Source organism: Mucilaginibacter puniceus (genome assembly GCF_054783175.1).
This window is the reverse complement of the sequence record NZ_BAAGRB010000002.1, coordinates 196,595-219,483: the sequence shown is the minus strand read 5'-3', so window position 1 is coordinate 219,483 and position 22,889 is coordinate 196,595. Positions and strand designations below refer to the sequence as shown.

21 protein-coding genes are annotated in these 22,889 nt (G+C 37.7%); 6 read left to right on the top strand and 15 right to left on the bottom strand.

The annotated features are described in order from the left end of the window. Window positions 1-29 precede the first annotated feature (29 nt). On the top strand, window positions 30-518 hold the full coding sequence (locus ACYVJ6_RS07820; RefSeq protein WP_460693495.1) for a hypothetical protein: 489 nt from the start codon (window positions 30-32) through the stop codon (window positions 516-518). 52 nt (window positions 519-570) lie between these two features. Then, a complete protein-coding gene (locus tag ACYVJ6_RS07815; protein WP_460693494.1) occupies window positions 571-1,809 on the top strand; it encodes a nucleoside recognition domain-containing protein in 1,239 nt (412 codons plus the stop codon). A 241-nt stretch (window positions 1,810-2,050) separates the two neighbouring features. On the opposite strand, the gene ACYVJ6_RS07810 is transcribed toward ACYVJ6_RS07815, so the two are convergent. From ACYVJ6_RS07810 to ACYVJ6_RS07795, 4 genes are all read right to left on the bottom strand, one after another. Further along, window positions 2,051-5,455 (bottom strand): efflux RND transporter permease subunit, encoded by a 3,405-nt coding sequence (locus tag ACYVJ6_RS07810; protein WP_460693493.1) that lies wholly within the window; start codon window positions 5,453-5,455, stop codon window positions 2,051-2,053. Between the two features lie 32 nt (window positions 5,456-5,487). Then, window positions 5,488-6,582, bottom strand: a complete 1,095-nt coding sequence (locus ACYVJ6_RS07805) for an efflux RND transporter periplasmic adaptor subunit (RefSeq protein ID WP_460693492.1) — start codon at window positions 6,580-6,582, stop codon at window positions 5,488-5,490. Between the two features lie 24 nt (window positions 6,583-6,606). Next, on the bottom strand, window positions 6,607-7,953 hold the full coding sequence (locus tag ACYVJ6_RS07800; RefSeq protein WP_460693491.1) for a TolC family protein: 1,347 nt from the start codon (window positions 7,951-7,953) through the stop codon (window positions 6,607-6,609). Between the two features lie 101 nt (window positions 7,954-8,054). Next, complete coding sequence (locus ACYVJ6_RS07795; RefSeq protein ID WP_460693490.1) at window positions 8,055-8,666, bottom strand: TetR/AcrR family transcriptional regulator; 612 nt, start codon at window positions 8,664-8,666, stop codon at window positions 8,055-8,057. A 138-nt stretch (window positions 8,667-8,804) separates the two neighbouring features. On the opposite strand from ACYVJ6_RS07795, the gene purB reads away from it, so the two are divergent. Both purB and ACYVJ6_RS07785 read left to right on the top strand, forming a co-directional pair. Then, window positions 8,805-10,148: an adenylosuccinate lyase gene (gene purB, locus ACYVJ6_RS07790; protein ID WP_460693489.1), complete on the top strand. Its 1,344-nt coding sequence runs from the start codon at window positions 8,805-8,807 to the stop codon at window positions 10,146-10,148. Window positions 10,149-10,249: 101 nt separating this feature from the next. Continuing rightward, window positions 10,250-10,801 (top strand): NifU family protein, encoded by a 552-nt coding sequence (locus tag ACYVJ6_RS07785; protein WP_460693488.1) that lies wholly within the window; start codon window positions 10,250-10,252, stop codon window positions 10,799-10,801. Between the two features lie 60 nt (window positions 10,802-10,861). On the opposite strand, the gene ACYVJ6_RS07780 is transcribed toward ACYVJ6_RS07785, so the two are convergent. The 7 genes from ACYVJ6_RS07780 to ppk1 form a co-directional block, all read right to left on the bottom strand. Next, a complete protein-coding gene (locus ACYVJ6_RS07780; protein ID WP_460693487.1) occupies window positions 10,862-11,659 on the bottom strand; it encodes an inositol monophosphatase family protein in 798 nt (265 codons plus the stop codon). An 8-nt stretch (window positions 11,660-11,667) separates the two neighbouring features. Then, window positions 11,668-12,153: a GtrA family protein gene (locus tag ACYVJ6_RS07775; RefSeq protein ID WP_460693486.1), complete on the bottom strand. Its 486-nt coding sequence runs from the start codon at window positions 12,151-12,153 to the stop codon at window positions 11,668-11,670. Further along, complete coding sequence (locus tag ACYVJ6_RS07770) at window positions 12,146-13,315, bottom strand: prolipoprotein diacylglyceryl transferase (protein ID WP_460693485.1); 1,170 nt, start codon at window positions 13,313-13,315, stop codon at window positions 12,146-12,148. The genes ACYVJ6_RS07775 and ACYVJ6_RS07770 overlap by 8 nt, the downstream gene beginning before the upstream one ends. A gap of 30 nt (window positions 13,316-13,345) precedes the next feature. Next, on the bottom strand, window positions 13,346-14,665 hold the full coding sequence (gene mtaB / locus ACYVJ6_RS07765) for a tRNA (N(6)-L-threonylcarbamoyladenosine(37)-C(2))-methylthiotransferase MtaB (RefSeq protein ID WP_460693484.1): 1,320 nt from the start codon (window positions 14,663-14,665) through the stop codon (window positions 13,346-13,348). An 84-nt stretch (window positions 14,666-14,749) separates the two neighbouring features. Further along, the gene (locus ACYVJ6_RS07760) at window positions 14,750-15,313 is read right to left on the bottom strand and encodes a UbiX family flavin prenyltransferase (protein ID WP_460693483.1); all 564 of its coding nucleotides are present in this window, start codon (window positions 15,311-15,313) and stop codon (window positions 14,750-14,752) included. Window positions 15,314-15,607: 294 nt separating this feature from the next. After that, window positions 15,608-16,492, bottom strand: a complete 885-nt coding sequence (locus tag ACYVJ6_RS07755) for a Ppx/GppA phosphatase family protein (protein ID WP_460693482.1) — start codon at window positions 16,490-16,492, stop codon at window positions 15,608-15,610. Between the two features lies 1 nt (window position 16,493). After that, window positions 16,494-18,542, bottom strand: coding sequence for a polyphosphate kinase 1 (gene ppk1 / locus ACYVJ6_RS07750; protein WP_460693481.1), 2,049 nt, complete (start codon window positions 18,540-18,542; stop codon window positions 16,494-16,496). Window positions 18,543-18,951: 409 nt separating this feature from the next. Here ppk1 and ACYVJ6_RS07745 point away from each other — a divergent pair, with 409 nt between their 5' ends. Next, entirely contained in the window at window positions 18,952-19,446 is a 495-nt protein-coding gene (locus ACYVJ6_RS07745) for a YajQ family cyclic di-GMP-binding protein (RefSeq protein ID WP_460693480.1), read from the top strand. Window positions 19,447-19,740: 294 nt separating this feature from the next. On the opposite strand, the gene ACYVJ6_RS07740 is transcribed toward ACYVJ6_RS07745, so the two are convergent. Next, entirely contained in the window at window positions 19,741-20,178 is a 438-nt protein-coding gene (locus tag ACYVJ6_RS07740; RefSeq protein ID WP_460693479.1) for an Hsp20/alpha crystallin family protein, read from the bottom strand. Between the two features lie 132 nt (window positions 20,179-20,310). Here ACYVJ6_RS07740 and ACYVJ6_RS07735 point away from each other — a divergent pair, with 132 nt between their 5' ends. Beyond that, entirely contained in the window at window positions 20,311-20,766 is a 456-nt protein-coding gene (locus tag ACYVJ6_RS07735; RefSeq protein WP_460693478.1) for an acyl-CoA thioesterase, read from the top strand. Window positions 20,767-20,893: 127 nt separating this feature from the next. Here the strand turns inward: ACYVJ6_RS07735 and ACYVJ6_RS07730 are convergent, their stop codons facing one another. The 3 genes from ACYVJ6_RS07730 to ACYVJ6_RS07720 all read right to left on the bottom strand — a co-directional run bounded on the left by ACYVJ6_RS07730 (window position 20,894) and on the right by ACYVJ6_RS07720 (window position 22,866). Further along, on the bottom strand, window positions 20,894-21,586 hold the full coding sequence (locus ACYVJ6_RS07730; RefSeq protein ID WP_460693477.1) for an SIMPL domain-containing protein: 693 nt from the start codon (window positions 21,584-21,586) through the stop codon (window positions 20,894-20,896). A gap of 73 nt (window positions 21,587-21,659) precedes the next feature. After that, on the bottom strand, window positions 21,660-22,349 hold the full coding sequence (locus tag ACYVJ6_RS07725; protein ID WP_460693476.1) for a class I SAM-dependent methyltransferase: 690 nt from the start codon (window positions 22,347-22,349) through the stop codon (window positions 21,660-21,662). 1 nt (window position 22,350) lies between these two features. Next, a complete protein-coding gene (locus ACYVJ6_RS07720; protein ID WP_460693475.1) occupies window positions 22,351-22,866 on the bottom strand; it encodes an SHOCT domain-containing protein in 516 nt (171 codons plus the stop codon). Between the last annotated feature and the right edge of the window lie 23 nt (window positions 22,867-22,889).

Below are 22,889 nucleotides of genomic sequence, written 5' to 3'. Positions count from 1 at the left end.
AATTTTAGTAACATTCAATTGTAAAAAATATGAAAAAAGCCATCTTCTTGCTAACAATCATTTGCACATCAATGGCATGTTTTGCGCAAAGTAAGCTTTTGTCATACGAGGATGTGAAATTTTTGATCAGGAATGATCTTAACCAGGCAGATACCTTTTTATTAGCCAAAGGCTATACGCTTAAATCTAAAAATGTAAAGAAAAAATATAGCGAATATACTATGCCGCGCGGGGGCCGTACTTTTATTAATGTAAATTTAAGAATGGATGGCAGACGTATGTTTCTTGAAATAGAAACCACGGATGTAACTCAATATAACCTGATCTATAATTCTATTTTACAATACCCCCATAAGTTTAGCCTTACGGGGGCCGATATAGAAACCTATACAATCAAAGATTTATTCACCGCATATATAGTAGTTAACGAAGTTGTTCCTTACAGCCCGATAATTAAAAACTACAGCATACAGATAGTGCCCGATAAAAACGCGGTAGCCGACAGGGACCTTAATTAATATTACTGCATTTTATAAAAAACATTTATCTTCAAAGTCTTAATATTACTCCATGGCTCTGAATTATATCTGGATATTGTTTTTTGTTATCGCTTTTGTAATTGGCTTAGTAAAACTGATGTTTTTTGGTGATACCGAAATATTTAAGCTGATGGTTGAAGGGTTGTTTGATTCAACCAAATCATCAGTAATGGATATTGCGCTACCCCTGGTTGGTATTATGGCTTTTTGGTTAGGTATTATGAAAATTGGCGAAAAGGCTGGAGCTATAAATTTTCTTTCGCGCATTGTTGGGCCTTTCTTTAATCGTTTATTTCCCGAAGTTCCTAAAAACCATCCGGCAGTTGGTCAAATGATGATGAACTTTTCGGCCAATTTATTAGGATTAGATAATGCGGCAACCCCACTGGGCTTAAAAGCAATGAATGGATTGCAAGAGTTAAATAAGGATAAAGAAACAGCATCAAACGCACAGATCATGTTTATGGTGTTACATGCATCCGGGTTAACTATATTACCTATCAATATTATTGCACAACGCGCCATTTATAACTCGCAAGACCCTACAGATATTTTTTTACCGTGTATTATTGCAACTTATGTAGCCACCCTTGTGGGTTTATTAGTAGTTGCATTTAAACAAAGAATAAACCTTATTGACAGAGTAGTTTTAACCTGGCTTTTAGGATTAACTGCCGGCATCGCGTTATTGGTGTGGTATTTTACCGCTTACTTAAGCAAAGAGCAAATAAGCGAGTTTTCAAAAGTATTTAGTAATGTTACCCTATTAGCAATACCGGTGCTTTTTATTTTAGGAGGTGCCAGAAAAAAGATCAATGTATTTGAAGCATTTATTGATGGTGCTAAAGAAGGTTTTGAGGTATCAATCAAAATTATCCCTTACCTGGTGGGTTTGCTGGCCGCCGTGAGTTTATTCAGAACAAGCGGCGCATTAACATTTTTAGGCGATGGTTTTAAATGGATATTCAGCCACTTTAATATGGATACCCGTTTTACTGATGTGTTGCCTATAGCTTTTTTAAGGCCCTTAAGCGGATCAGGAGCGCGTGCATTAATGCTGGATAATTTAAAAGTTTTTGGTGTGGATAGCTTTGTGGGGCATTTATCAAGCGTTTTGTACGGTTCGGCTGATACAACATTTTATATAGCAGCCCTCTATTTTGGTGCAGTTAATATTAAAAAAACACGTTATACTATACCAGCAATGTTAATTGCCGATGCCGCAGGTATTATAACCGCTATATCAATGGCTTATTTATTCTTTGGATAGACCAAAAAAAATCAGGCCGACAATAATTACCGGCCTGATTAATCACTCTAAAACAATCACCTCTTAACTTCAGAAGTATCTTTTATAATATATAAATTATAGTCGTTTTATAATATTCAAAGGTACTATTAACTTAATAGATGTTGCAACTTGTTTTAGCTTTTTTACAAGGAAGTGACATCATAAAAAGGGCCACATCATTTAAGATGCAGCCCAATGTTTAAATTATATTTTGTTAGAATTATGAAGCTATTTCAGCCGGCTTTACACCTTTTCCTTTGTTCATTTTAGCTTTAATATTATAGCGTATCAAGTACAAACAAGGTACTAATATTAAGGTAATGATGGTTGCGAAACCTAAACCAAATATCATTGTCCATGATAATGGGCCCCAAAACGCTACGTTATCGCCACCAAAGTGAATATGTGGTTTAAACTCAGTAAATAAGCCCACAAAGTCAATATTAAAACCAACTGCTAACGGTATTAAACCCAATATGGCGGCAGTAGCAGTTAATACAACAGGTGTCATACGTGTGCGGCCCGCTTCAACAACGGCATCATGTATGCTTGCCCCTTGCTCCATCAGTAAATCAGTAAACTCTACCAGTAATATACCGTTACGTACCACCACCCCGGCAAGTGCAATAATACCTACACCAGTCATTACAATGGTAATGGTCATACCAAATATACTTACCCCCAGGAATACGCCAATAATACTGAACAATATCTCGCTCAAAATGATCAGGGTTTTACCTATCGAATTGAATTGTACCATCAGTATGATCAAAATAATACCAAATGAAGCTCCCAATGCACCTAACAAGAAATTCATTGCCTCTTGCTGATCTTCCTGTCCACCACCCATTTTAATACTCACCATATCCGGTTTTTTAAACTGATTTATAGCACGTTGTATATTAGCATTTACTTCGTTAGCGTTAAACGGCTTAATAACGTTCGAGCTTAAAGTAAGTACACGCCTTTGCTGCTTGTGTTTAATATTACTATAGGTATTGGTGTATCTTATATCGGTAAAGGCCGATATTGGTACCTGGCGTATAGCACCACCTGTAGCCATGTCACGGTAAGTTATTTTTAAGTTACGTATTTGGTCAAGGTTGGTACGCTGGTCTTCCTGCGCACGTACATTTATTTCGTAGTTATCTTCGCGGGTGTTTCTAAAATCAGTTGCCTTAAAACCATATATGGCGGTAAACAATGCCTGGCTAATTTGAGCACTATTAATACCCTCACGATTAGCACGCTCCCGGTCAATATCAAATACTATCTCAGGCTTATCGTTCTTAACATCAGAGCTTAACTCTTCAATTCCGGCTATGTTTTGTTTATCCAGGTATCGCTTTAAATTTTCGGCAGTTTTAGTTAATGTGTCCAGGTTATCTGCAGCTAACTCAATACTAATATCTTTTTGAGTTGGCGGGCCACCCCCTTCCTGGTCAATGGTAATTTTAGCACCCGGATAACCTGTTACAGCTTTACGAATGCGAGCCAATATCTCTTTGGTATCTTTTCCCTCGCGTTTACCATATTCCACAAACGCAACCGTAATTTTTCCTTTGTTAGGATAGTTACCTTGATCCTCATCTTGTGGATCAGTCACGCTTACTGTAACGTTTGATATGATAGAAGATATAATATCCTTGTCCGGTTCTACCACTTTAGCTACACGTTGCTCTAATTCCTTAGTAACCTCGTTTGTATAAGACTGATCAGTACCCGTAGGTAAGGTGATGTACACGTACACAAAGTTAGGGTCTGCCTGTGGGAAGAACTCTACTTTTGGCGCACGAACGATCATGAATACTATACTGAAGATGAATAGACCAATAGTACCAAAAAAGACTGTCCAGGGACGCTGCACAGCACGCTCTATCCAGCGGGCATACCATGACTGAAATCTTGGCCACGCATTTTTCTGAAATTTATCAATCACCTGTAATAATACAAAGTGGTTCAATAAATATAAAGCTGCAGCAAGCACTACAAAGTTACCTACGCCAAAGTTTATCAAATAACCTACTACAGCTGCAATAGCTAAATAGATCATTACGCGCCTCACCTTTTTATCAAATTTAGGGTTAGCATGTTCCCCATCATGATGTGGTTTCATAAAATCAACCGCGAATACCGGGTTAATAATATAGGCTACCAATAATGATGCTAATAAGGTTATTATCAAAGTTATTGGCAGGAAGAACATAAACTTACCAATAAGGCTATTCCAAAACGCCAGTGGTATAAATGGTGCCAAAGTAGTCATGGTGCCTGAGAATACCGGTAAAAACACCTCTCCTGCCGCTATTTTAGCTGCTTGCTTAATTGGCATTGCCCCGTTGTTAAATATACGGTGCGTATTTTCAATTACCACAATAGCATCATCCACCACAATACCCAACGCGAGCAGGAACGAGAACAATACGATCATGTTAAGCGTAAATCCAATAACCGGCATTACCAGGAATGCTATAAAACATGATAGCGGTACCGAAAGTGCAACAAACAAGGCGTTGGTAGTACCCATGAAAAACATCAGGATAATAGTTACCAATATAAAACCTATAATAATGGTATTCACCAAATCGGTAATGGTAACACGGGTTTTATCTGATTGGTCTCCGGTTACAATAATATCCAGTGCTTTCGGAAAATCTGTTTTTTTCTTCTCCGCAATCAATTCATTGATCTTGTTTGAAGCTTCAATCAAGTTCTCGCCGGCACGTTTACTAACAGCTAACGTAATTACATTTTTAAACTCGTTATCATTAGTATTCTTTAAACGGGCATAACTTTCCTGTTCATGAAAACTGTCTTTAACTTCTGCAATATCACGCAAATAAATGGCTTGTCCCTTTGGGTTACGAATAACCATAGCGGCTACTTCATCGGCATTTTTAAAATCCTGTTTAATATCAATGGCACGTTGTATTCCATCAATTCTGTAATTACCTGCCGATGTTATAATATTTTCATAACCTATTGCATTGGTAATGTCCGAAAAACTTACCTGCGCAGCAGTCATTTTATTAAGATCAACATTAACCTGTATCTCCGGTTTCAGTGCTCCCACTTCTTCTACCTTTGAAATTTCTTTCATGCTCTCAATCTCATCCTTCAAGTTATCTGCATATTCCTTTAACTTTTTCAGATCAAAATCGCCCGATATGTTTACATACAGGATAGGCAGATCGGCAACGTTGATGTCAGATATAGTTGACTCTTTCAGGTTGTTATCGCCTTGAGGCAGGTCGGGCCTTGCTTTATCAACAGCTTCCTTCACATCAACCTTAGCATCCTTTATCAATATATTACCATTAAACTCGCAGGTAATAATAGATACGTTTTGGTAAGAGTTTGAAGTAACTTTTTTAAGCCCTTTTAATGATTTTAGTTTTTTCTCTATCTGGCGGGTAACCAATATCTCGATATTTTGAGGCGATTGCCCGGCATACATAGTTGTAATAAATACTTTAGATTGCGCTATATCCGGGAAATTCTCCTTAGGCAAATTATTATAGCTTACCAATCCGAGTATGGTAATTAAAAATACCATTACATATACAGCGGTCTTGTTTTCAATAGCCCAGCTGGATGGTTTAAATTCTTTTTCAAGATCTTTCATTAGATCAAATATTTATAATGAGGTAAATAACCTTATTGTGAAACCTTTACTTTATCGCCCTCTTCAACATCACCCGCGCCTTCAACTATAACCTGATCGCCATCATTTAAGCCTGATGTAACCTCAACTTTACCTGTTGATGTATTACCCTGCTGAATAACTTTACGTTTAGCCAGTCCATTCTCAATTACATAAACATAATTTCCAGCCTCTGAATTTTGAACAGCTTTAATAGGGATAGTAATAACATTACTTTTTGAATAGTTGGCAATTCGTAAAACTGCTGTCATATTAGGACGTAAATTTTTGCGTGTAGGTAATTTGATCTCTATAGGAAAACTACGCGATACAGGGTCAATTACCCTTGCCGCAAAAGTAATTTTAGTTACTAATGAATCGTTAGCATCCGGAATAAGTATTTTAACATTATTACCTTGCTTAACTGAACCTGCATAGGTTTCAGGCACATCAGCCTTTACTTTTAAAATATCGGCATTAACAATACGTATTCCTGTAGCACCCGGCATAGCCACCTGGCCCAATTTAAGGTCCATCTGGTCTATAGTTCCGCTAATTGGCGATTTTATACGATACATATCAGCTTGTTGCTGTAAAGCGGCAATTTGTTTTTGCGCGCTTTGCAAGTTGGTTTGGGCTTGTAAAAATTGTACCTCGGTACCAATTTTTTGATCCCAAAGATTTTTTTGACGCTCAAACAAAGTACGGGCTAAACCAGCCTGAATTTCTGCCTGCTGTATTTGTTGTTTTAATACACTGTTATCCAGTTGTACCAATACCTGGCCCTTGCTTACATGTTGTCCGGGCCTTGCATTAATAGAGGTAATAATACCTTGTGCCTGCGGATAGGCAATAACGTTGTCCTGAGCGTCAATTTTACCCTGCACATCAACATAGTTGGTAAAATTGCCAGCCTGGGCTACTACAACACCTACCTCGGTTGCTTTAACCGCATCCTTATCAGTAGTTTCTGATTCAAGTTTAGCTATCTTATCAGTTAACTCCGCTTGTTGTTTTTTAAGTTCAGCCAATTCAGCTGTTTTATCTTTTGGCTTATTTGAGCATGCTGCTAAAAGCAAAATAGCCGGTATAATTAATAATTTTTTCATGTTATGTATGATGTTGTGATTTGGTTATTTAATAATTCCGTATGCTTTATCAAGGTCAACCTTGCTAACTAAAGCTTGGTATAAACCCTGTATATATTTATTATCCGCATCCTGTAAGGCAGTTTGGGCTTGAGTAACTTCTATACTTGAGCCTACCCCCTGCTGATACTTAATGCGTGTAACTCTTAATACCTCTTGTGCTAATGCTTGGTTAGCTCTTTGGTTGTTAAGCGACCTTAGGCCGTTAGTATAAACTATCTTAGCCTGGCTAGCCTGTAAGTTCAAAGCATTTTTTAATTGAAACATGGTATTCTCGGCTTTTTGCACTGTAATAGCCGCTTGTTTTACCTGGTTGCTTCGCTGAAGACCGCTAAATATGGGTACATTTAAACTTAAACCAATGTATCCTACGGGGTAAGCGGTGTTATACAGGCTACCAAATGAGTTATTTTGGTACGAGTTTGCATAGCTGGCATTTAAAACAAGTTTAGGCAAATATGCTGCTTTCCGGCTTTTAAGATCAAACTCGCTTAATTTTTTTTGAGTTTCTAATAAGTTGTACTCAATACGGTTATGATAAAATGTAGTATCGGTATTTACTTCGGCTATCGGATCTAATTTTACATCCTGCAACCTGTCTTTTAAAACCAGGTTATTCTCAATTGGCATACCCATCTGGAATTTTAAAAGCTGGTAATTTAAAGCCAATAAATTCAAAGTATTCTCGCGGGTAGTAACCAAATCATTGTATTGAACCGTTAGCCTGTCCACATCAATCCTTTCTACAAAACCTTGTTTGTTTTGGGCCGTAGTTTGATCAACCAGTTGTTTTAACTGGGCAATATTAGCATCTAATAATTTGATCTGCTCACCATTAACCAATACCTGGTAATAAACTTTAGTTACAGTAACATTAGCATCAATTTTTGAACGGGTATAACTCAATTCAAACAATTGTTTATAAGTACCACGGCTCTGTAATCCCACCAGGTAATCTCCATCAAATAATATCTGGTTAAGGTTTACACCCAGGTTTGATTGATATTTAACACCAAATTTTACCGGAATAAATGTACCCGGCGCGCCAAAAAATTCGCCCGGTAATAACGATGTAGGTATTTTTAAATAATCCTGGAATGACCCGGTGGCGGCTATTTGTGGTAAACCACGGCCTACGGTTTCTTTTACCCGGTACTCTGCACTTTTTACATCCAAAGCCGCGTTAAGAACCGAATCGCGATGCTGGTAGGCATAATTAATACAGTCGGCAAGTGTAAAATTATATACCTGTCCGTCTGGTTGTGGTTGCTGTGCATAGCCGGTAAAAGCCATTGCACAAATTAAGAATAGTATAACTATTATGTTCTTCATTGTGATATATGGGTATTGTTTGTGATAATTATTAGTTAGTTCTGAAATTTATTTTCAAAATAAGTTAACTGTTATGACAACCTTATGTCAGTAGTGTTAAATTATTCCTCATTTATATTCTTGTATTTATTCAATAGCTTGTGCCCCTTAAGGGTACATATGCCAAATGTAAAATGCTCTAAAAACTGGTACTGCACGTGCCATGTACTAAACTCGGCAATCGGGAACATTTTGGTATCAAAACCAAGTTCTACCTGTGCTACACGCATCCGGGCCATTATTTTAACATCAATGTCAGCCCTGATGTAACCTTGATTTATACCTTCGGTTAAAAGCTCCTCCAACGTACGCACAATAACACCTGATTTAAAATCCTGAAACTGTTTCCACGCATCGGGATGATATTTTTGCATATCATGTATTACAATGGGGTTAATTCTTGAAAAGATATCTTCTGAACATTTCATCATATTGATCATCTTTTCTATCACATTGCCCGAGTGGTTAATGATATTGCACATGTCATCCTCATCCTGCCTCAGCTTTTTTGACACCAGGGCAATAACCAATTCGTTTTTATCTTTGAAAAACTGGTAAATGGTTTTTTTTGACATACCCAAATGTTTGGCTATATCGTCCATTGTTACGCTTTTAATACCTGCTTTTAAAAACAGGTCCTCGCCACCTTGTATTATTCTATCTATATGCGTCATTGTTTTTTTGATGGCGCAAAACTATGGAAACATTTTTAGATTTCAAAGTTTCCAATCAACATTACATCCACTTGACAAACCCCTATCACATTTATGCCAACAAATGAAAAATGTTACCTTTGCAGAAAATTCACAATCATGACACTTACACCTCTTTCTGCAATATCACCTATTGATGGCCGTTACCGTAATACAACCGCAACACTGGCCGCATATTTTTCTGAATATGCCCTGATCAAGTACCGGGTGTTTGTTGAGGTAGAGTATTTCATAGCTTTATACAAGCATCCTATTCCACAATTGCAGAATTTAGATGCAAATGTAGCAGAAAAGTTACGTGATATCTGCAATAATTTCGATGAAGCTGATGCAGAGAATATCAAGCAAATTGAGAAAACTACCAACCACGATGTTAAAGCCGTAGAGTATTTTATTAAACAAAAGTTTGATGAATTAGGGCTGCAAAAATATAAAGAATTTATACATTTTGGTTTAACATCGCAGGATATTAATAATACTACTATACCCTATACCTTTAAACTGGCTTTGAAGGAAGTATATTATCCGGCTTTTGACGAGTTATTAACTATATTAAAAAGCTATGCTACAGAATGGGCACATTTGCCCATGCTGGCACATACCCACGGTCAACCCGCATCGCCTACCCGTTTGGGTAAAGAAATAATGGTTTTTGTAGAACGGTTAGAAAACCAGGTAAAACAATTAAAGCAAATACCTAACTCGGCTAAGTTTGGCGGCGCTACCGGTAACTTTAACGCGCACCATTTGGCCTATCCGGAAATTGACTGGAAAGACTTTGGGAATAACTTTGTAAACAATATACTGGGCCTTAATCGTTCGCAGTTTACCACGCAGATAGAGCATTACGATAATTTTGCAGCGCAATGCGATGCTTTAAAACGTATTAATAATATTATTATCGATTTAGACAGGGATATGTGGACCTACATATCGATGAACTTCTTTAAACAAAAAATTAAAGCAGGAGAAATAGGTTCATCGGCTATGCCGCATAAAGTAAACCCGATAGATTTTGAAAACTCGGAAGGCAACCTGGGGATTGCTAATGCGTTATTTGAGCACTTGGCGGCTAAACTGCCTATATCAAGATTACAGCGTGATTTGACCGACTCTACCGTATTAAGGAATATTGGCGTACCTGTTGCACATACCTTAATAGCTTTAAAATCAACCGTAAAAGGTTTGAATAAGTTACTATTAAATACCGATGCTATCAACGCCAGCCTGGATGCTAACTGGGCGGTGGTTGCCGAGGCCATACAAACTATTTTACGCCGCGAAGGCTATCCAAACCCATACGAAGCATTAAAAGAGCTTACACGTACTAATGCGCATGTAAATGCTAATACTATTGCTGAGTTTGTAGAGACTTTACAAGTTGACGATAATATCAAACAGGAAATTAAGCAGATTACGCCGGCTAACTATACAGGCATATAGGTTTAACAATTGTTGATTTAAGGTCATAACAATTTAAACGTATAGCATTAATCAAAATCCTGCCTATTTTTGTCAAGAATAATTTTAAATAAGCTACATCAATGAATATCAACGTATATACCGAATCGACCCCAAACCCGGCAACTATGAAGTTTATAGTGAACAAGTTGCTGATAAACGGCAGTGTTGACTATCCAACTAAAGAAAGTGCTACGAACTCGCCTTTCGCACAAGAGTTGTTTAAGTTTTCATTTGTAAACGGTGTATTCTTCGCCAGCAACTTTGTTACCGTTACCAAATTTGACGGTGATAGCTGGGATGATATTACGCCGATACTAAAAGAATTTGTAAAAGGTGCGGTTGAGTCTGAAATAAAAGTTCAAATTGAAGAGCAGGAAGAAGCAGGCAACTTTGAAGGTACCGATACCGAAGTTAAAATACAGCAAATATTACATGATTACGTTCGCCCGGCTGTTGAGCAGGATGGCGGCGCTATAACCTACAAATCATTTGAAGAAGGTGTTGTAACTGTTGAGCTTCGTGGTTCATGCAGTGGTTGCCCATCATCAACCGTTACCTTAAAAGCCGGTATTGAGAACTTGCTTAAACGCATGGTTCCTGAAGTTACCGAGGTGGTATCGGAAGCTCTTTAAAGTGATTAGTGATTGGTTAATTAGAGATTAGTTTCAACTCTTCTAAAACTAATTAACTAATCACTGATTAACGAAATACTGAGCGATAGCTCCCAACATTTCCTCCGTCATCAACCCATTTGTAGCTAATAGTTCGCGGGTTTCTAACACTTCATCACCACCACTAAAATTCACCACCTGCCCTCCTGCTTGTTTTACAATTACAATACCGGCAGCGGCATCCCAGGCGTTCAAATTATATTCATAATAAGTATCAAAACGACCTGCAGCGGTATAAGCCAAGTCAACCGCGGCTGATCCTAAACGGCGCAGGCCATGGCAGTTTTGCATCAGGTGCGTAAATAACTTAATGTATTGCTCCTGTTTACCAAAATCATAATAAGGAAAGCCCGTAGCAATTAAGCTATTGCTGATTGTTGGACAATTACTTACTTTAATTTCTTGCCCATTTAAATAAGCAGGCGCACCCTTCCAGGCGTAAAAACATTCATCCTGGTTAATTTCATACACCACGCCCAAAACCAATTCGTCATACTCCTTTAAAGCAATACTTACCGAAAAAACGGGCAGGCCATGTATAAAATTGGTAGTGCCGTCTAAAGGGTCGATGATCCAGTTGTAGCGGTCGGCAATTTTATTTTTAGTTTGCTCTTCGGTAACAAAGCCAGCTTCGGGTAATATTTTCTCTAATCCGGCAACAATCATTTCCTCGGCAGTTTTATCTACGTAGGATACCATATCGTTTAACCCCTTGTATTCTATTTTAGCAGAGCTGAATGATTTTCTTTCCTGGCGGATAAAGTCGCCCGCCTTTTTAGATAATTCAATTACCTGGTTTGTTATTTGTTCAAGACCCATAAAATGTATTAAGTATGTTTAACTTCACCCGGCTCACGTTGCTGTTGATCCCTTAAAGCCAAACTAAATGAAAAGAATTTATGTATAAAAAAACTTGCAATAAACAAGCTTAAAGCCGCTAATGGACGTGCCACAGGCGGGTACATATTAAAGTAGTGTATAAAAAGTGCTATCATACCTAAATTGGCAAAAAAGCCAATTATAGCCACCGCCACAAACCTAAAAAATTGTTTATAGGCTGATGTTTGCGACTCGGTAAATACCAGGTATTTGGTTATTAAAAAATTAACTACTACCCCCATGCCATAAGATATGGTTAATGAAACTGTAGAGTTCCGAAAATCAGAATTAAAAAAATGATACTTTTTTTGGATGAGCAGATTATGATAGAGTAGATAGAAAATTGTCACGTCAACCAAAAAACCCATACCTGCAGATAATATAAACCGCACAACCTGGTTCTTTGCTATTTTTTTCAAAAACTTATTAGCCATGCCTAGCCTTAGTTTTTTGATGATTTAATCCGTTAACAATTAACGCAATACCACCTATAACTAAAATAAGTGATATCATTTCGGCTTGGGTAAAGCTGATGCCGGCTACATGATATTTGGTATTCACGCGTATTTTTTCAATTAAAAAACGCTCCACCCCATTTAATATTAGGTATATGCCAAACATTACGCCCGATAATTTTATACGATCTCTTATTGCCCATAAAAATAAGAACAACAATATACAAACTACTGATTCATAGAAAGATGTAGGATATACAGGTTGGTTTAACACATTACAAAAATTACCCACACAGCCTGGTATGAGATTACCCGGATCCTGGTTACTTACATTATGCGGAAAATCAAACGACCACATCCAATCAGGAGCCCAGCTTAACCAATCCGGTTTGGGTGCCAAATTAGGAATACCCCAATCTCCATCGCCCGACATTTGACAGCCTATACGGCCAACCGCGTAGGCTAACATCATACCCGGGCCGCCAATATCCAGCATATCTAATGGTTTTATGCCATGTTTATTAGCAATATATAGTACCGCGGCACCTCCACAAATCAATCCCCCATAAAAAGTAAAACCGCTGGTACCTATAAGCATACCAACCGGATCGGCCATAAGATCGTTCCAATTCTCTAAACCGTTAAATAGTTTGGCACCTACAAAACCCCAAACTGCCGCCCATATCAATAAATTACCCATTAATTCATGCGGATGCACGGTAATGGTTTTAGTAATTGGCTTAGCTAATCGTTGTTTTTTATTTTCGGCATAAGCCCAGTAGCCTAAAGCAGCTGCAAATAATATCCCCCCCAACCAATTACCGCGTGATGATAAAATAAATGCTTGCGGGTCATTGATCATGGCGCTATAATTTAACGCCATATCAACCAGTTTATAGCCTATTGCAAAACCAAATATGATATTTCCTGCCAGGTCAACGGTAGATATCGATTCGCCAACTACAATATCCTTTTTAAAAGGATGAACTATTTCTAATTTCTCTTTGCGTTTAAATTCCTGTGTAAAAGCCCAATAGCCCGCCATGAAAGCAAGCGCCACAAAAAACCCAAATGTTTGTATGGGTAAGGGGATGTGTAAACCGGTAAAATACTCGATAAGCGAGGTTATGTTTGGAAACATAGGTTATAATTGTTTGCAGCGAATATAACTTTAATGCGTTAATATTTCTTCGCTTTCGGTTATTTCAACATCACCGTCAGGTGAAATGTTTGTTAAGTAAACGGTTTTCAATTCGTTTACCAGTACCGGATCATACTTAGCTTTTACCTTTACATAGTTACGGGTAAAACCATGCATAAAACCCTCTTTAATATCCCCCTCAAATAATACTTCTTCGGTTTTATTTAGTTGGGTTTCGTAAAAAGCGCGGCGTTTTTTGTCAGATAATATATGGAGCATTTTACTGCGTTCTGCACGGGTTGAGCCGGGTACTACCCCACTCATTTCGGCAGCCAAAGTATTTTCGCGTTCCGAATAAGTGAATACATGTAGGTATGATATATCCAGATCGTTCAGGAAATTATAGGTGTCAATAAAGTCTTCACGAGTTTCGCCGGGGAAACCCACTATCACATCAACCCCTATACAGCAATTGGGCATCAACTCTTTTATTTTTGCTACGCGATTGGCATATAATTCTCTTTTATATCGGCGGCGCATCAAGCTCAATATCTTATCAGATCCTGATTGTAGCGGGATATGAAAATGCGGCACAAAACGTTTTGATGTCGCCACAAATTCAATAATTTCATCAGACAATAAATTAGGCTCAATGGATGAAATACGGAAACGGTCGATACCTTGTACTTCGTCTAAAGCTTTTACCAAATCAAAAAATTTGGTACTCCGTTGACCATCAATAATACCAAAATCACCAAGGTTAACGCCTGTTAACACAATTTCTTTTACACCCGACTCAGCAATTTGATGAGCTTGTGCAACCACATTTTCAATAGTATCACTACGGCTGTTGCCACGTGCTAATGGTATGGTACAAAACGTACAAGAATAATCGCAACCATCCTGAACTTTAAGAAAAGTACGGGTCCGGTCACCAAACGAATAGGAAGAAACAAATTCATTAGCTTCAGATACGGGTTGGTTGTATACTAATGCTTTAGGATTTTTAGTCAGATCGGATATGTAATCTACAATCTGGAATTTTTCTGCAGCGCCTAAAACCATATCAACACCTGGTATCTCGGCAATTTCTTTTGGTTTTAATTGCGCGTAGCAACCTACAATGGTTACATAAGCAGCAGGGGATATTTTCAGCGCTTCCTGAACTATTTTTTTACATTTCTTATCCGCATTCTCGGTTACCGAACAGGTGTTTATAACAAACACGTCAGGTGTATTAGTAAAATCAACCGTATCAAAACCGGCCTGGTTAAAAAGGCGGCCAATAGTTGATGTTTCTGAATAATTCAGCTTACAACCCAGCGTATAAAAAGCAACTTTTTTATTCATTTGAAGCTGCAAAGATAACTTTTTAAGATTAGTTGTTAAAAATTAAAGATTTGTTGACCTGCTTATTACACTAATCTTTATCACTTAATCTTCATTCCAACGGTAGCTGTCATTCTCCAACCCTATCAAATCAATAACCCTATTCACTACGGTCATGGCTACATCTTCAATGGTTTGTGGTTTGCTATAATAGGATGGTACTGCCGGGCAAATTATACCTCCCGCCTCTGTAACGGTTGCCATATTACGGATATGGATCAGATTAAGTGGTGTATCACGCGCTACCAATATTAGTTTGCGTCGTTCCTTTAAAATAACATCGGCAGCGCGGCAAATCAAGTCATCAGATGTACCAGCAGCTATACGGCCCAATGTACCCATGGAGCATGGAATAATCACCATGGTATCAAACTTTGCCGAGCCTGAGGCAAAAGGTGCCATAAAATCATTCTTAGCGTAAAATTTATAAGGGTAATTATTGTAATCAGTATTATCTAATTCAAACTCCCAAACTTGTTTGGCATTGTCAGACATTACAATACCCACCTCGGCTACCTGGCTGTTTAATTGCTGTAGTTTTTTTAATAGTAATTGAGCGTATATGGCACCACTGGCACCGGTTATGGCTACAACAATTTTCTTTTTCATATATAACATCGTATTGACTCACCCGGTCTTTGCTTCGCTCGACCACCCTCTCTTCGCCTTTGGCGTAAAGAGGAAATTTTCTACAACCCTCTTTACCGCTTGCGGAAGAGAGGGTCGACCAGCGAAGCATAGTCGGGGTGATTAAGCAACAAACATCGCCATAAAAAGTTAGCCGCACAAAAAAGGGTCGAATACTAAGTACCCGACCCTACATCTACCTATGAAAAACATGCTCCTTTTGAGAGCAATACAAAGATAATAAGTTTTTTAAATATTATCAAAAAATTAATATTGTTAACTCGCTGATGAATTATTCTCTATCAGGGTTTGTATAATACCATCAACCATACCCACACTTGGCACATACATTTGCTTGATGCCTCCCCATTTCATTACCGAAAGGTATATCTCGCAAGCCGGTATAATAACGTCTGCCCTATCCTGGTTTAATCCAAGCACATTAATACGATCTTTCAATGAGAAAGAATTAAGGTAAGTGTATAATGATTTAAGTTTAGAAAATGACATTGGTGCTTTATCTTTCTCATCAGCCAGTTTATATAATTTGTTGATGTTGCCACCTGTACCAATACCCGATATACCTTTAAAATTGCGGGTATGTTCGCGTAAAAAATCATGCATATCGTTCCAGGTTTCTTCGGTATCCTGATTATCCAATATGCGTATTGTGCCCAGGTTAAAAGACTTGGATGCTACTAACTCTCCTGCTGAAAACAATGATAATTCTGTACTACCACCACCCACATCAACGTACAGGTAGGTTTTACTTTTATCAATAGCCTGATCGGCATGACTGGCGTAAATGATCTTAGCTTCCTTTTGCCCGTGGATGATCTCCAGGTTGATGTTTGCTTCTTCAATAATACGCTTTACAACAGCCTCTCCATTTTTAGCCTCGCGCATGGCTGATGTTGCATACGCCAAATATTCAGTTACCTTATAAACATCCATTAAACTACGAAAAGCATGCATGGTTTTTACCAGGTCATCGGCCTTTTTATCAGAGATATGCTGCTGCAAAAAAGCGTCGTCGCCCAAACGCAAAGGCACACGTATCAACGTATTCTTTTTAAAGGATACCGATTCGTTATTCTCAATAATATCTGCAATAAGTAACCTTACTGCGTTTGATCCGATGTCAATTGCTGCGTATTTCAAGTTAGTATTGTTTATTTTTCAGGTAATTGTATATATCTATTTGTGCCCTAACTGGTATATCCGACCGGGTTTTATGGTATTTGTTGCTATTTAGGTTGTTAATTTCGCGAGCTTTAGTATTATCGCTCAATTGAATGTTGATGATGTCCCGTACTTCTTGTTTTAATTTTTCGTCATATACCGGAAACCCAACCTCCACGCGCGAATCGATATTTCGGGTCATAAAATCAGCTGAAGTAAGATATATTAATTCATTGCCACCATTACAATAAATATGCACACGGGCATGCTCAAGATACTTATCTACTATACTTATAACTTCTATATTTTCGCTATAATCCTTTATTCCGGGCACCAAACCACACATACCCCTAATGATCAGTTGTATTTTCACGCCGGCGTTACTTGCATGGTATAATTTGATTATTAACTGCTCATCAGCCAGGCTATTCATTTTTAATACCATATAGGCGGGTTTTCCTGCCTTGGCATTTTTAATCTCGTTATCTACCAGTTTATATATAGTCGGACGCGAATCAATTGGCGATACAATTAAATTTCTTAAACCTTTTGGCAGCGTGTTTTTATTTAATGATTTAAATATAACCTGTAAATCATCGGTTATTTTTTTATTGCTGGTAAGTAAGGTATGATCGGCATATATCATAGCCGTTTTCTCATTATAGTTACCGGTAGATAGACAGGCATAGTAATTTAGCTTTTGTTTCTCTATACGGCTCACCAAACATATTTTGGCGTGTACCTTGTAACCCTCTATGCCATGTAATACCTTTACTCCTTCTTCCTCCAGCTTTTGCGTCCAGATAATATTATTTTGTTCATCAAAACGGGCACGCAGTTCAACCAAACAAGTAACTTTTTTACCGTTTTTTGCTGCGTTGATCAACGCATGCATTATTCTTGAATTTTCGGCCAGACGATAAACTGCAATGCTGATCTCTTTTACTTTTGGGTCAATAGCTGCCTCTCGTAAAAAATGAATCACATAATCATAAGATTGATATGGCGTATTGATTAGGTAATCGCGCTTGGCTAACATCCCCATCAAACTTTTTCCGAACGATAAATCACCAACAGGTAAGGGCAAATACTTAGGATACTCCAACTCGGGTTTACCCACGTTGGGAAAAGCGATAAAATCCTTAAAATTATGGTAACGGTTGCCGGGTATCAAGCTTTCGCCATGCAGACCCATTTTGGTTACCAAATGCTTCAGCATATCCATAGGCATATCAGCATCATACAATAAACGCATAGGCTTGCCTTTACGGCGCTTTTGCAGGCTCTTAGACAGCGAATCAATAAACTTTCCACTTACTTCCTTGTCCAGGTCCAATTCTGCGTCACGTGTAAGCTGTATGGAAAATGCTTCAATACTATCATGCTCAAATATGAAAAAGATATCTTCCAGATTGTACCTAATAACATCATCCAATAAAGTAATAAACTTTAAGTTATTGGTTTCGGGCAGCACAATAAACCGCGAAAGGTTATCGGGTATTTCTATTAATGCATACCTTACCTTTTTATTACTGGTTAGCTTTACAAAAAAGTAAACGGCACGGTCTCGTAATTCGGGCAAAAGCATGCTGCTGTCCAGCATAATAGGCACCAGGGTTGCCAATAGCTTTTCGCGGAAATAGTTTTTAACGAAAGTACCGCGGGCCACATTAAGCTGCTTGTCATTCAATAAAAATATCTTCTCTTCGGCAAGTTGTTTTATAATGATATTCTCGTACAAATTATTAAACTTCCGCTCCTGCTTTACTACAATATTTTTTATCTGGTTTAATATCTTTTTTGGGTTATAACCTAATATCTCTTTTGATCTCTCATTCAAATTAGCCAGTCGGCTTAAAGTGGCAACCCTAACCCGGTAAAACTCATCAAGGTTGGATGAAAATATAGCCAGGAACCTGATACGTTCAATTAACGGCACCGTTGGGTCGGCGGCTTCCTGTAAAACACGGTCGTTAAAGTACAACCAGCTTATCTCGCGATTAATTAAAGGTATCCGTTTAATATCCATAGATTTCCGGCTTACTCAGCCGATAAATGCAAATCTGCTCATTTATTTGTTAAGTTAATATTAAGTAATTGTGATGGCTAATGTTTTGTAATGTTAAATAAGTTATTGTTCAACTCATCCTTTCATCGCCATACTTAACATGATACCGGCAAATTAAATGATAAGTGGGTTAACACAACTTAACACATTTTCGCAAATTATTTTCATATAGTATTGATTATCAATTATTTAATAAAATAATAACTAAAAATGTGTTAACCATATTTTTAATTAATTTTTGCTTATAAATTAATGCCGTACCGTGCAGAATATATTGTGCAGGCTTGATAAAGAACCGGATTAGTATTTCGCATTTTAAACTTTATAAATAAGATGATTACATTAAGTTTGTAAACCAAAATATAAACATATGCCAACTTTTGATATTGTAAGCAAAATAGACGGACAAACGTTAGATAATGCCATTAACACCGCTAAAAAGGAAATTTTGAACCGTTATGATTTTAATGATTCTAAAAGCACTGTCGACCTTGATAAAAAAAGCAATACCATTACTATTGTTACCGAGAATGATATGCGACTGAAAGCTATTCAGGACTCCATCATCAGCCGTATGGTAAAACAAAACCTTGACCCAAAAGCGCTTGATCTGGATCAAAACCAAGTAGCGGCATCGGGTAATATGATACGTAAAGAGTTGAAGATAAAGGAAGGGATTGATAAAGAGGCCGCAAAAAAAATAGTTAAAGCCATAAAAGATAGCGGGCTTAAAGTACAACCTTCCATAATGGATGACCAGGTGCGTGTACAAGCTAAAAAGATAGATGACCTGCAAGCTGTTATCGCCTTATGTCGTAAAGGTGATTTTGGCCAGCCTTTGCAATATATTAATATGAGGGATTAGCCCCACCCAAACCCTCCCCGGAAGGGAGGGCTTATTAAAAGTCTCCCCTTCCGGGGGAGTCCCGATAGCTATCGGGATAGAGGGGGCAAAAAAAGAGCCGCCTCCCCTAAAGGAAGCGACTCCATCTCAAACCTAAACCAACTTTATTATGAAAACAGTCTTTATGCTTTTTCAAGTAACAGGTTGGTGCTGCTACTAAGCAATATTTTAAATTATCCGGTAACATCCGGACTTCCCATCCTACAAACTTCTTTGCCCTGCCGCCCATTGGAGACCCGGACTTACCCGAATAAATTATTTTATAGTGATCTCTCTGGTTACAATTTTAGCTTCTTCCTTTTTAGCGATGGTTAGTTTTAAAATACCATCGGTATAGTCAGCTTCAATTTTGTTTTGATCGGCACTTTGAGGTAAGGTGAATGACCTGGTGAATGAGCTATAGCTGTACTCGCGTTTGCTGTATTTCTTATTCTCATTTACTTCTTCATCTTTTTTCTCAGCGGATACAGTTAATACGTTTTTTTCTAAGTTGATCTTAAAGTCTTCTTTTTTCAGGCCCGGCACTGCTAATTCTACCTCAAACTCATTTTCAGTTTCGGCAATATTTACTGCAGGTGTACGTATGGCAAACTTGTCACTTAAAACCGAATCGTTCAATAAATTATATACGTCGCTAAAAAATGGGTTAACTACATGGTTCTTGTGTCCGTTGTTGAATTTTACTAAAGTCATTTTTATATTCCTCCTAAGTTTTGTTTTTTCTTTTGTTTAACTTCGCAAGTAGTTAATCAACTGCTATACCAACAGTAAATTAGCTGATATTTCAAGACAATTTGTCTACTTAAACAAAAAACACAAGACATTATGGCGCTTTTAGCCGAAAAAATATCAGATTATAAGTATAAAACACCCATATCTATTCGATTTTCGGATATAGATGCTGTAGGCCATGTTAATAATGCTATTTATTTAACCTATTTTGAAATGGCCCGTTTTAGTTACTGGCGGGATGTAACGGACTGGAACTTTAGCGAAAATGGTATAATTGTCGGACGTGCCGAAGTTCAATATTTAAAACCGGTAATGTTACATGATAAAATATCATGCGGGGTACGTATTGTACGTATAGGCAACAGTAGCTTTGATGTTATGCACATTTTAATACGAGATACCGCTAATGGCGAAGAAATAGTTACCGTCGGTAAAACGGTCTGCGTAAGCTATGATTACTCGGTTAACAAACCAGTACGAATACCCCCTCATGCACGTGATAAAATGATAGCGTACGATGAGCCGAGGTTGATATTGAATACAAACTAAAATACTTGTCATTTCGACGAGGTACGAGGAGAACTATCTCTTGAGCGGAGCGAAAAAATCTATGCACCCGTTCATATATCAAGTGTATAGATTTCTCTCTTCGTTCGAAATGACAAGTATGTGGAAATTACTTGCCCCCTATTTCAAACACCGCGTTTATCTGGAAGCTTAGTTTGATTTTTTTAAAGTCGATATCAGATTCTGCAACATCGCTCGCCATAGCACCTTTGGCCATATACATTACATTACGGGGCGAAGGGAAACTGCTATTATCGCTTTCCATGATGTGCAACACCGGGCCTAACTTTTCGCCCAAACCGGTTACCAGGTAATTAGCTTTTTCGCGGGCAGATAACAGAGCCTTTAACTTCAACTCATTTTTAAGCTGATTGATCTTTGAATAGTCATAACTATCAATATTGGTGCTTTGTATGCCCTTAGGATCCAATTTACTGATGATCTGGTTAAACTTATTCAGATCGGCAAAGCGGATACCATATTGTTTACTGGCTAAAAAATCAGGATTTTTCTTTTTCTCATACTCATAGTTGTATGATGATAAATTATTAACCGTAAAATCTGTTTTGGCAATACCGGCTTCGTTAACAGCTTTTTCCAATTGGTTTTCTAATTGGCTAATAGTTACTTTAGTTTTACCATTAATGTACTCCTTTAAGGAAATAGAAACGTTTATAATATCGGGCGTAACTTCCTGTTCAGACAGGCCTACAACCTCAATTTTTCTGCGTGTATCAATGCTTTGTGCAAATGCGCCATATGATAATGTAATAAAGGCGGCAAGAATAAATAGCTTTTTCATATATATGTGTTTTTTAAATAGACCTACGGTTTGTACGTAAGTTTAATATTTAACCCCGATGTAACAGAATTGTTTATAAAGATTGAGTTAAACGGACAAGATATTGGTCATATTCATCTTCCAATAAAACGTCAACGTCAAAACCAACCTCAGCAGCTATTAGGGCAAGTGTTTGTTCATCAATATACAACCATTTAAACCATTCGGTTTTAAGCTGTTTATATTGGTATTGATAGGCTATTTCGCCGTAATATTTATCGCTCGGCAGGTTGCCCTCGTATAAATAATTAATATCCGACGAATCAAATAAGATTTGTCCGCCAGGATTTAATAAAGATTTAAAATGCGTAAGCAGCGTTTTCAACCCATTCAGATCACCGGCTAAACCAATACCATTCATTAGCAATAGCAGCGTATCAAATTTCCCTGGGCGGTAAGTATATATATCTACTTCAAAAGCTTTTTTTACACCTCGCTCCTGCATTACACGAACGGCTATCGGCGAAATATCAATTGCGGTAACATCTATATCTCTATCCTGTAGCAAAAGGGCATGACTGCCAGCTCCTGCGCCAATATCCAATACCTTTCCTTTACATTCGCTTAAAGCAAATAATTCCAGGTCGGGCATATCATCGGCATCCCTGAAAAAAGTATCGACAGGCATTTCTTCTTTAGGGCCATATTGATTATGTATCCAAAGTTTGGAGGGATTTAGTTTGTGGTAATGGTCAAATATAGCCCCACCCAATACATCAACCATATTATTGTGATAGCAGTTTTTTCTTTTGAGCGTTGAATTCTTCGGTAGTTATAGCATTATCGTCAAGCAGCTTTTTAAGTTTAAGCAATTCATCAGCTACACTGCCGGTTCCGGTATTTACAGGATTGGTTTTGGTAGCACACGGAGTTACTTCACAGGCAGATATAGCTTCCTCTATCCAAATATCATAAGTAACTATACCACGAACCTTAACATTAAAAACAACTTTTTCTGATCCTGATAGCTGAGCGCTCTTCTTAATCTTGCGGATGATAACATTAGTATTTGCAAAATCTTTACGAGCACTTAAGGAATTACTATTACGTGTTGGAAGTGCAAATAATGGCGGACTAGCCTGTACATATTTAAAATTACCATCGGGCATGGAGCCTAATGCTACTCTTACCGTATCGCCAATTTTATAGGTTTTGGCATTAGATGCAGTATAAGTTTCCATATCCTGCGAAAAACCAATAAATGGAAAAAGGCAAAGTAGTACCAATAATTGATTTTTCATGGGTGGATATTTTGATAAAGATA

What these genes read in the sequence shown, in the direction of transcription:
- ACYVJ6_RS07820 (WP_460693495.1), top strand. Translation starts at nt 30, where the DNA reads ATGAAAAAAGCCATCTTCTTGCTAACAATCATTTGCACATCAATGGCA.
- ACYVJ6_RS07725 (WP_460693476.1), bottom strand. Translation starts at nt 22,349, where the DNA reads ATGGTTGATGTATTGGGTGGGGCTATATTTGACCATTACCACAAACTA.
- ACYVJ6_RS07775 (WP_460693486.1), bottom strand. Translation starts at nt 12,153, where the DNA reads ATGGCTAATAAGTTTTTGAAAAAAATAGCAAAGAACCAGGTTGTGCGG.
- ACYVJ6_RS07785 (WP_460693488.1), top strand. Translation starts at nt 10,250, where the DNA reads ATGAATATCAACGTATATACCGAATCGACCCCAAACCCGGCAACTATG.
- ACYVJ6_RS07740 (WP_460693479.1), bottom strand. Translation starts at nt 20,178, where the DNA reads ATGACTTTAGTAAAATTCAACAACGGACACAAGAACCATGTAGTTAAC.
- ACYVJ6_RS07815 (WP_460693494.1), top strand. Translation starts at nt 571, where the DNA reads ATGGCTCTGAATTATATCTGGATATTGTTTTTTGTTATCGCTTTTGTA.
- ACYVJ6_RS07795 (WP_460693490.1), bottom strand. Translation starts at nt 8,666, where the DNA reads ATGACGCATATAGATAGAATAATACAAGGTGGCGAGGACCTGTTTTTA.
- ACYVJ6_RS07810 (WP_460693493.1), bottom strand. Translation starts at nt 5,455, where the DNA reads ATGAAAGATCTTGAAAAAGAATTTAAACCATCCAGCTGGGCTATTGAA.
- ACYVJ6_RS07800 (WP_460693491.1), bottom strand. Translation starts at nt 7,953, where the DNA reads ATGAAGAACATAATAGTTATACTATTCTTAATTTGTGCAATGGCTTTT.
- ACYVJ6_RS07760 (WP_460693483.1), bottom strand. Translation starts at nt 15,313, where the DNA reads ATGAAAAAGAAAATTGTTGTAGCCATAACCGGTGCCAGTGGTGCCATA.
- ACYVJ6_RS07735 (WP_460693478.1), top strand. Translation starts at nt 20,311, where the DNA reads ATGGCGCTTTTAGCCGAAAAAATATCAGATTATAAGTATAAAACACCC.
- ACYVJ6_RS07780 (WP_460693487.1), bottom strand. Translation starts at nt 11,659, where the DNA reads ATGGGTCTTGAACAAATAACAAACCAGGTAATTGAATTATCTAAAAAG.
- purB (WP_460693489.1), top strand. Translation starts at nt 8,805, where the DNA reads ATGACACTTACACCTCTTTCTGCAATATCACCTATTGATGGCCGTTAC.
- mtaB (WP_460693484.1), bottom strand. Translation starts at nt 14,665, where the DNA reads ATGAATAAAAAAGTTGCTTTTTATACGCTGGGTTGTAAGCTGAATTAT.
- ACYVJ6_RS07720 (WP_460693475.1), bottom strand. Translation starts at nt 22,866, where the DNA reads ATGAAAAATCAATTATTGGTACTACTTTGCCTTTTTCCATTTATTGGT.
- ACYVJ6_RS07730 (WP_460693477.1), bottom strand. Translation starts at nt 21,586, where the DNA reads ATGAAAAAGCTATTTATTCTTGCCGCCTTTATTACATTATCATATGGC.
- ppk1 (WP_460693481.1), bottom strand. Translation starts at nt 18,542, where the DNA reads ATGGATATTAAACGGATACCTTTAATTAATCGCGAGATAAGCTGGTTG.
- ACYVJ6_RS07805 (WP_460693492.1), bottom strand. Translation starts at nt 6,582, where the DNA reads ATGAAAAAATTATTAATTATACCGGCTATTTTGCTTTTAGCAGCATGC.
- ACYVJ6_RS07770 (WP_460693485.1), bottom strand. Translation starts at nt 13,315, where the DNA reads ATGTTTCCAAACATAACCTCGCTTATCGAGTATTTTACCGGTTTACAC.
- ACYVJ6_RS07745 (WP_460693480.1), top strand. Translation starts at nt 18,952, where the DNA reads ATGCCAACTTTTGATATTGTAAGCAAAATAGACGGACAAACGTTAGAT.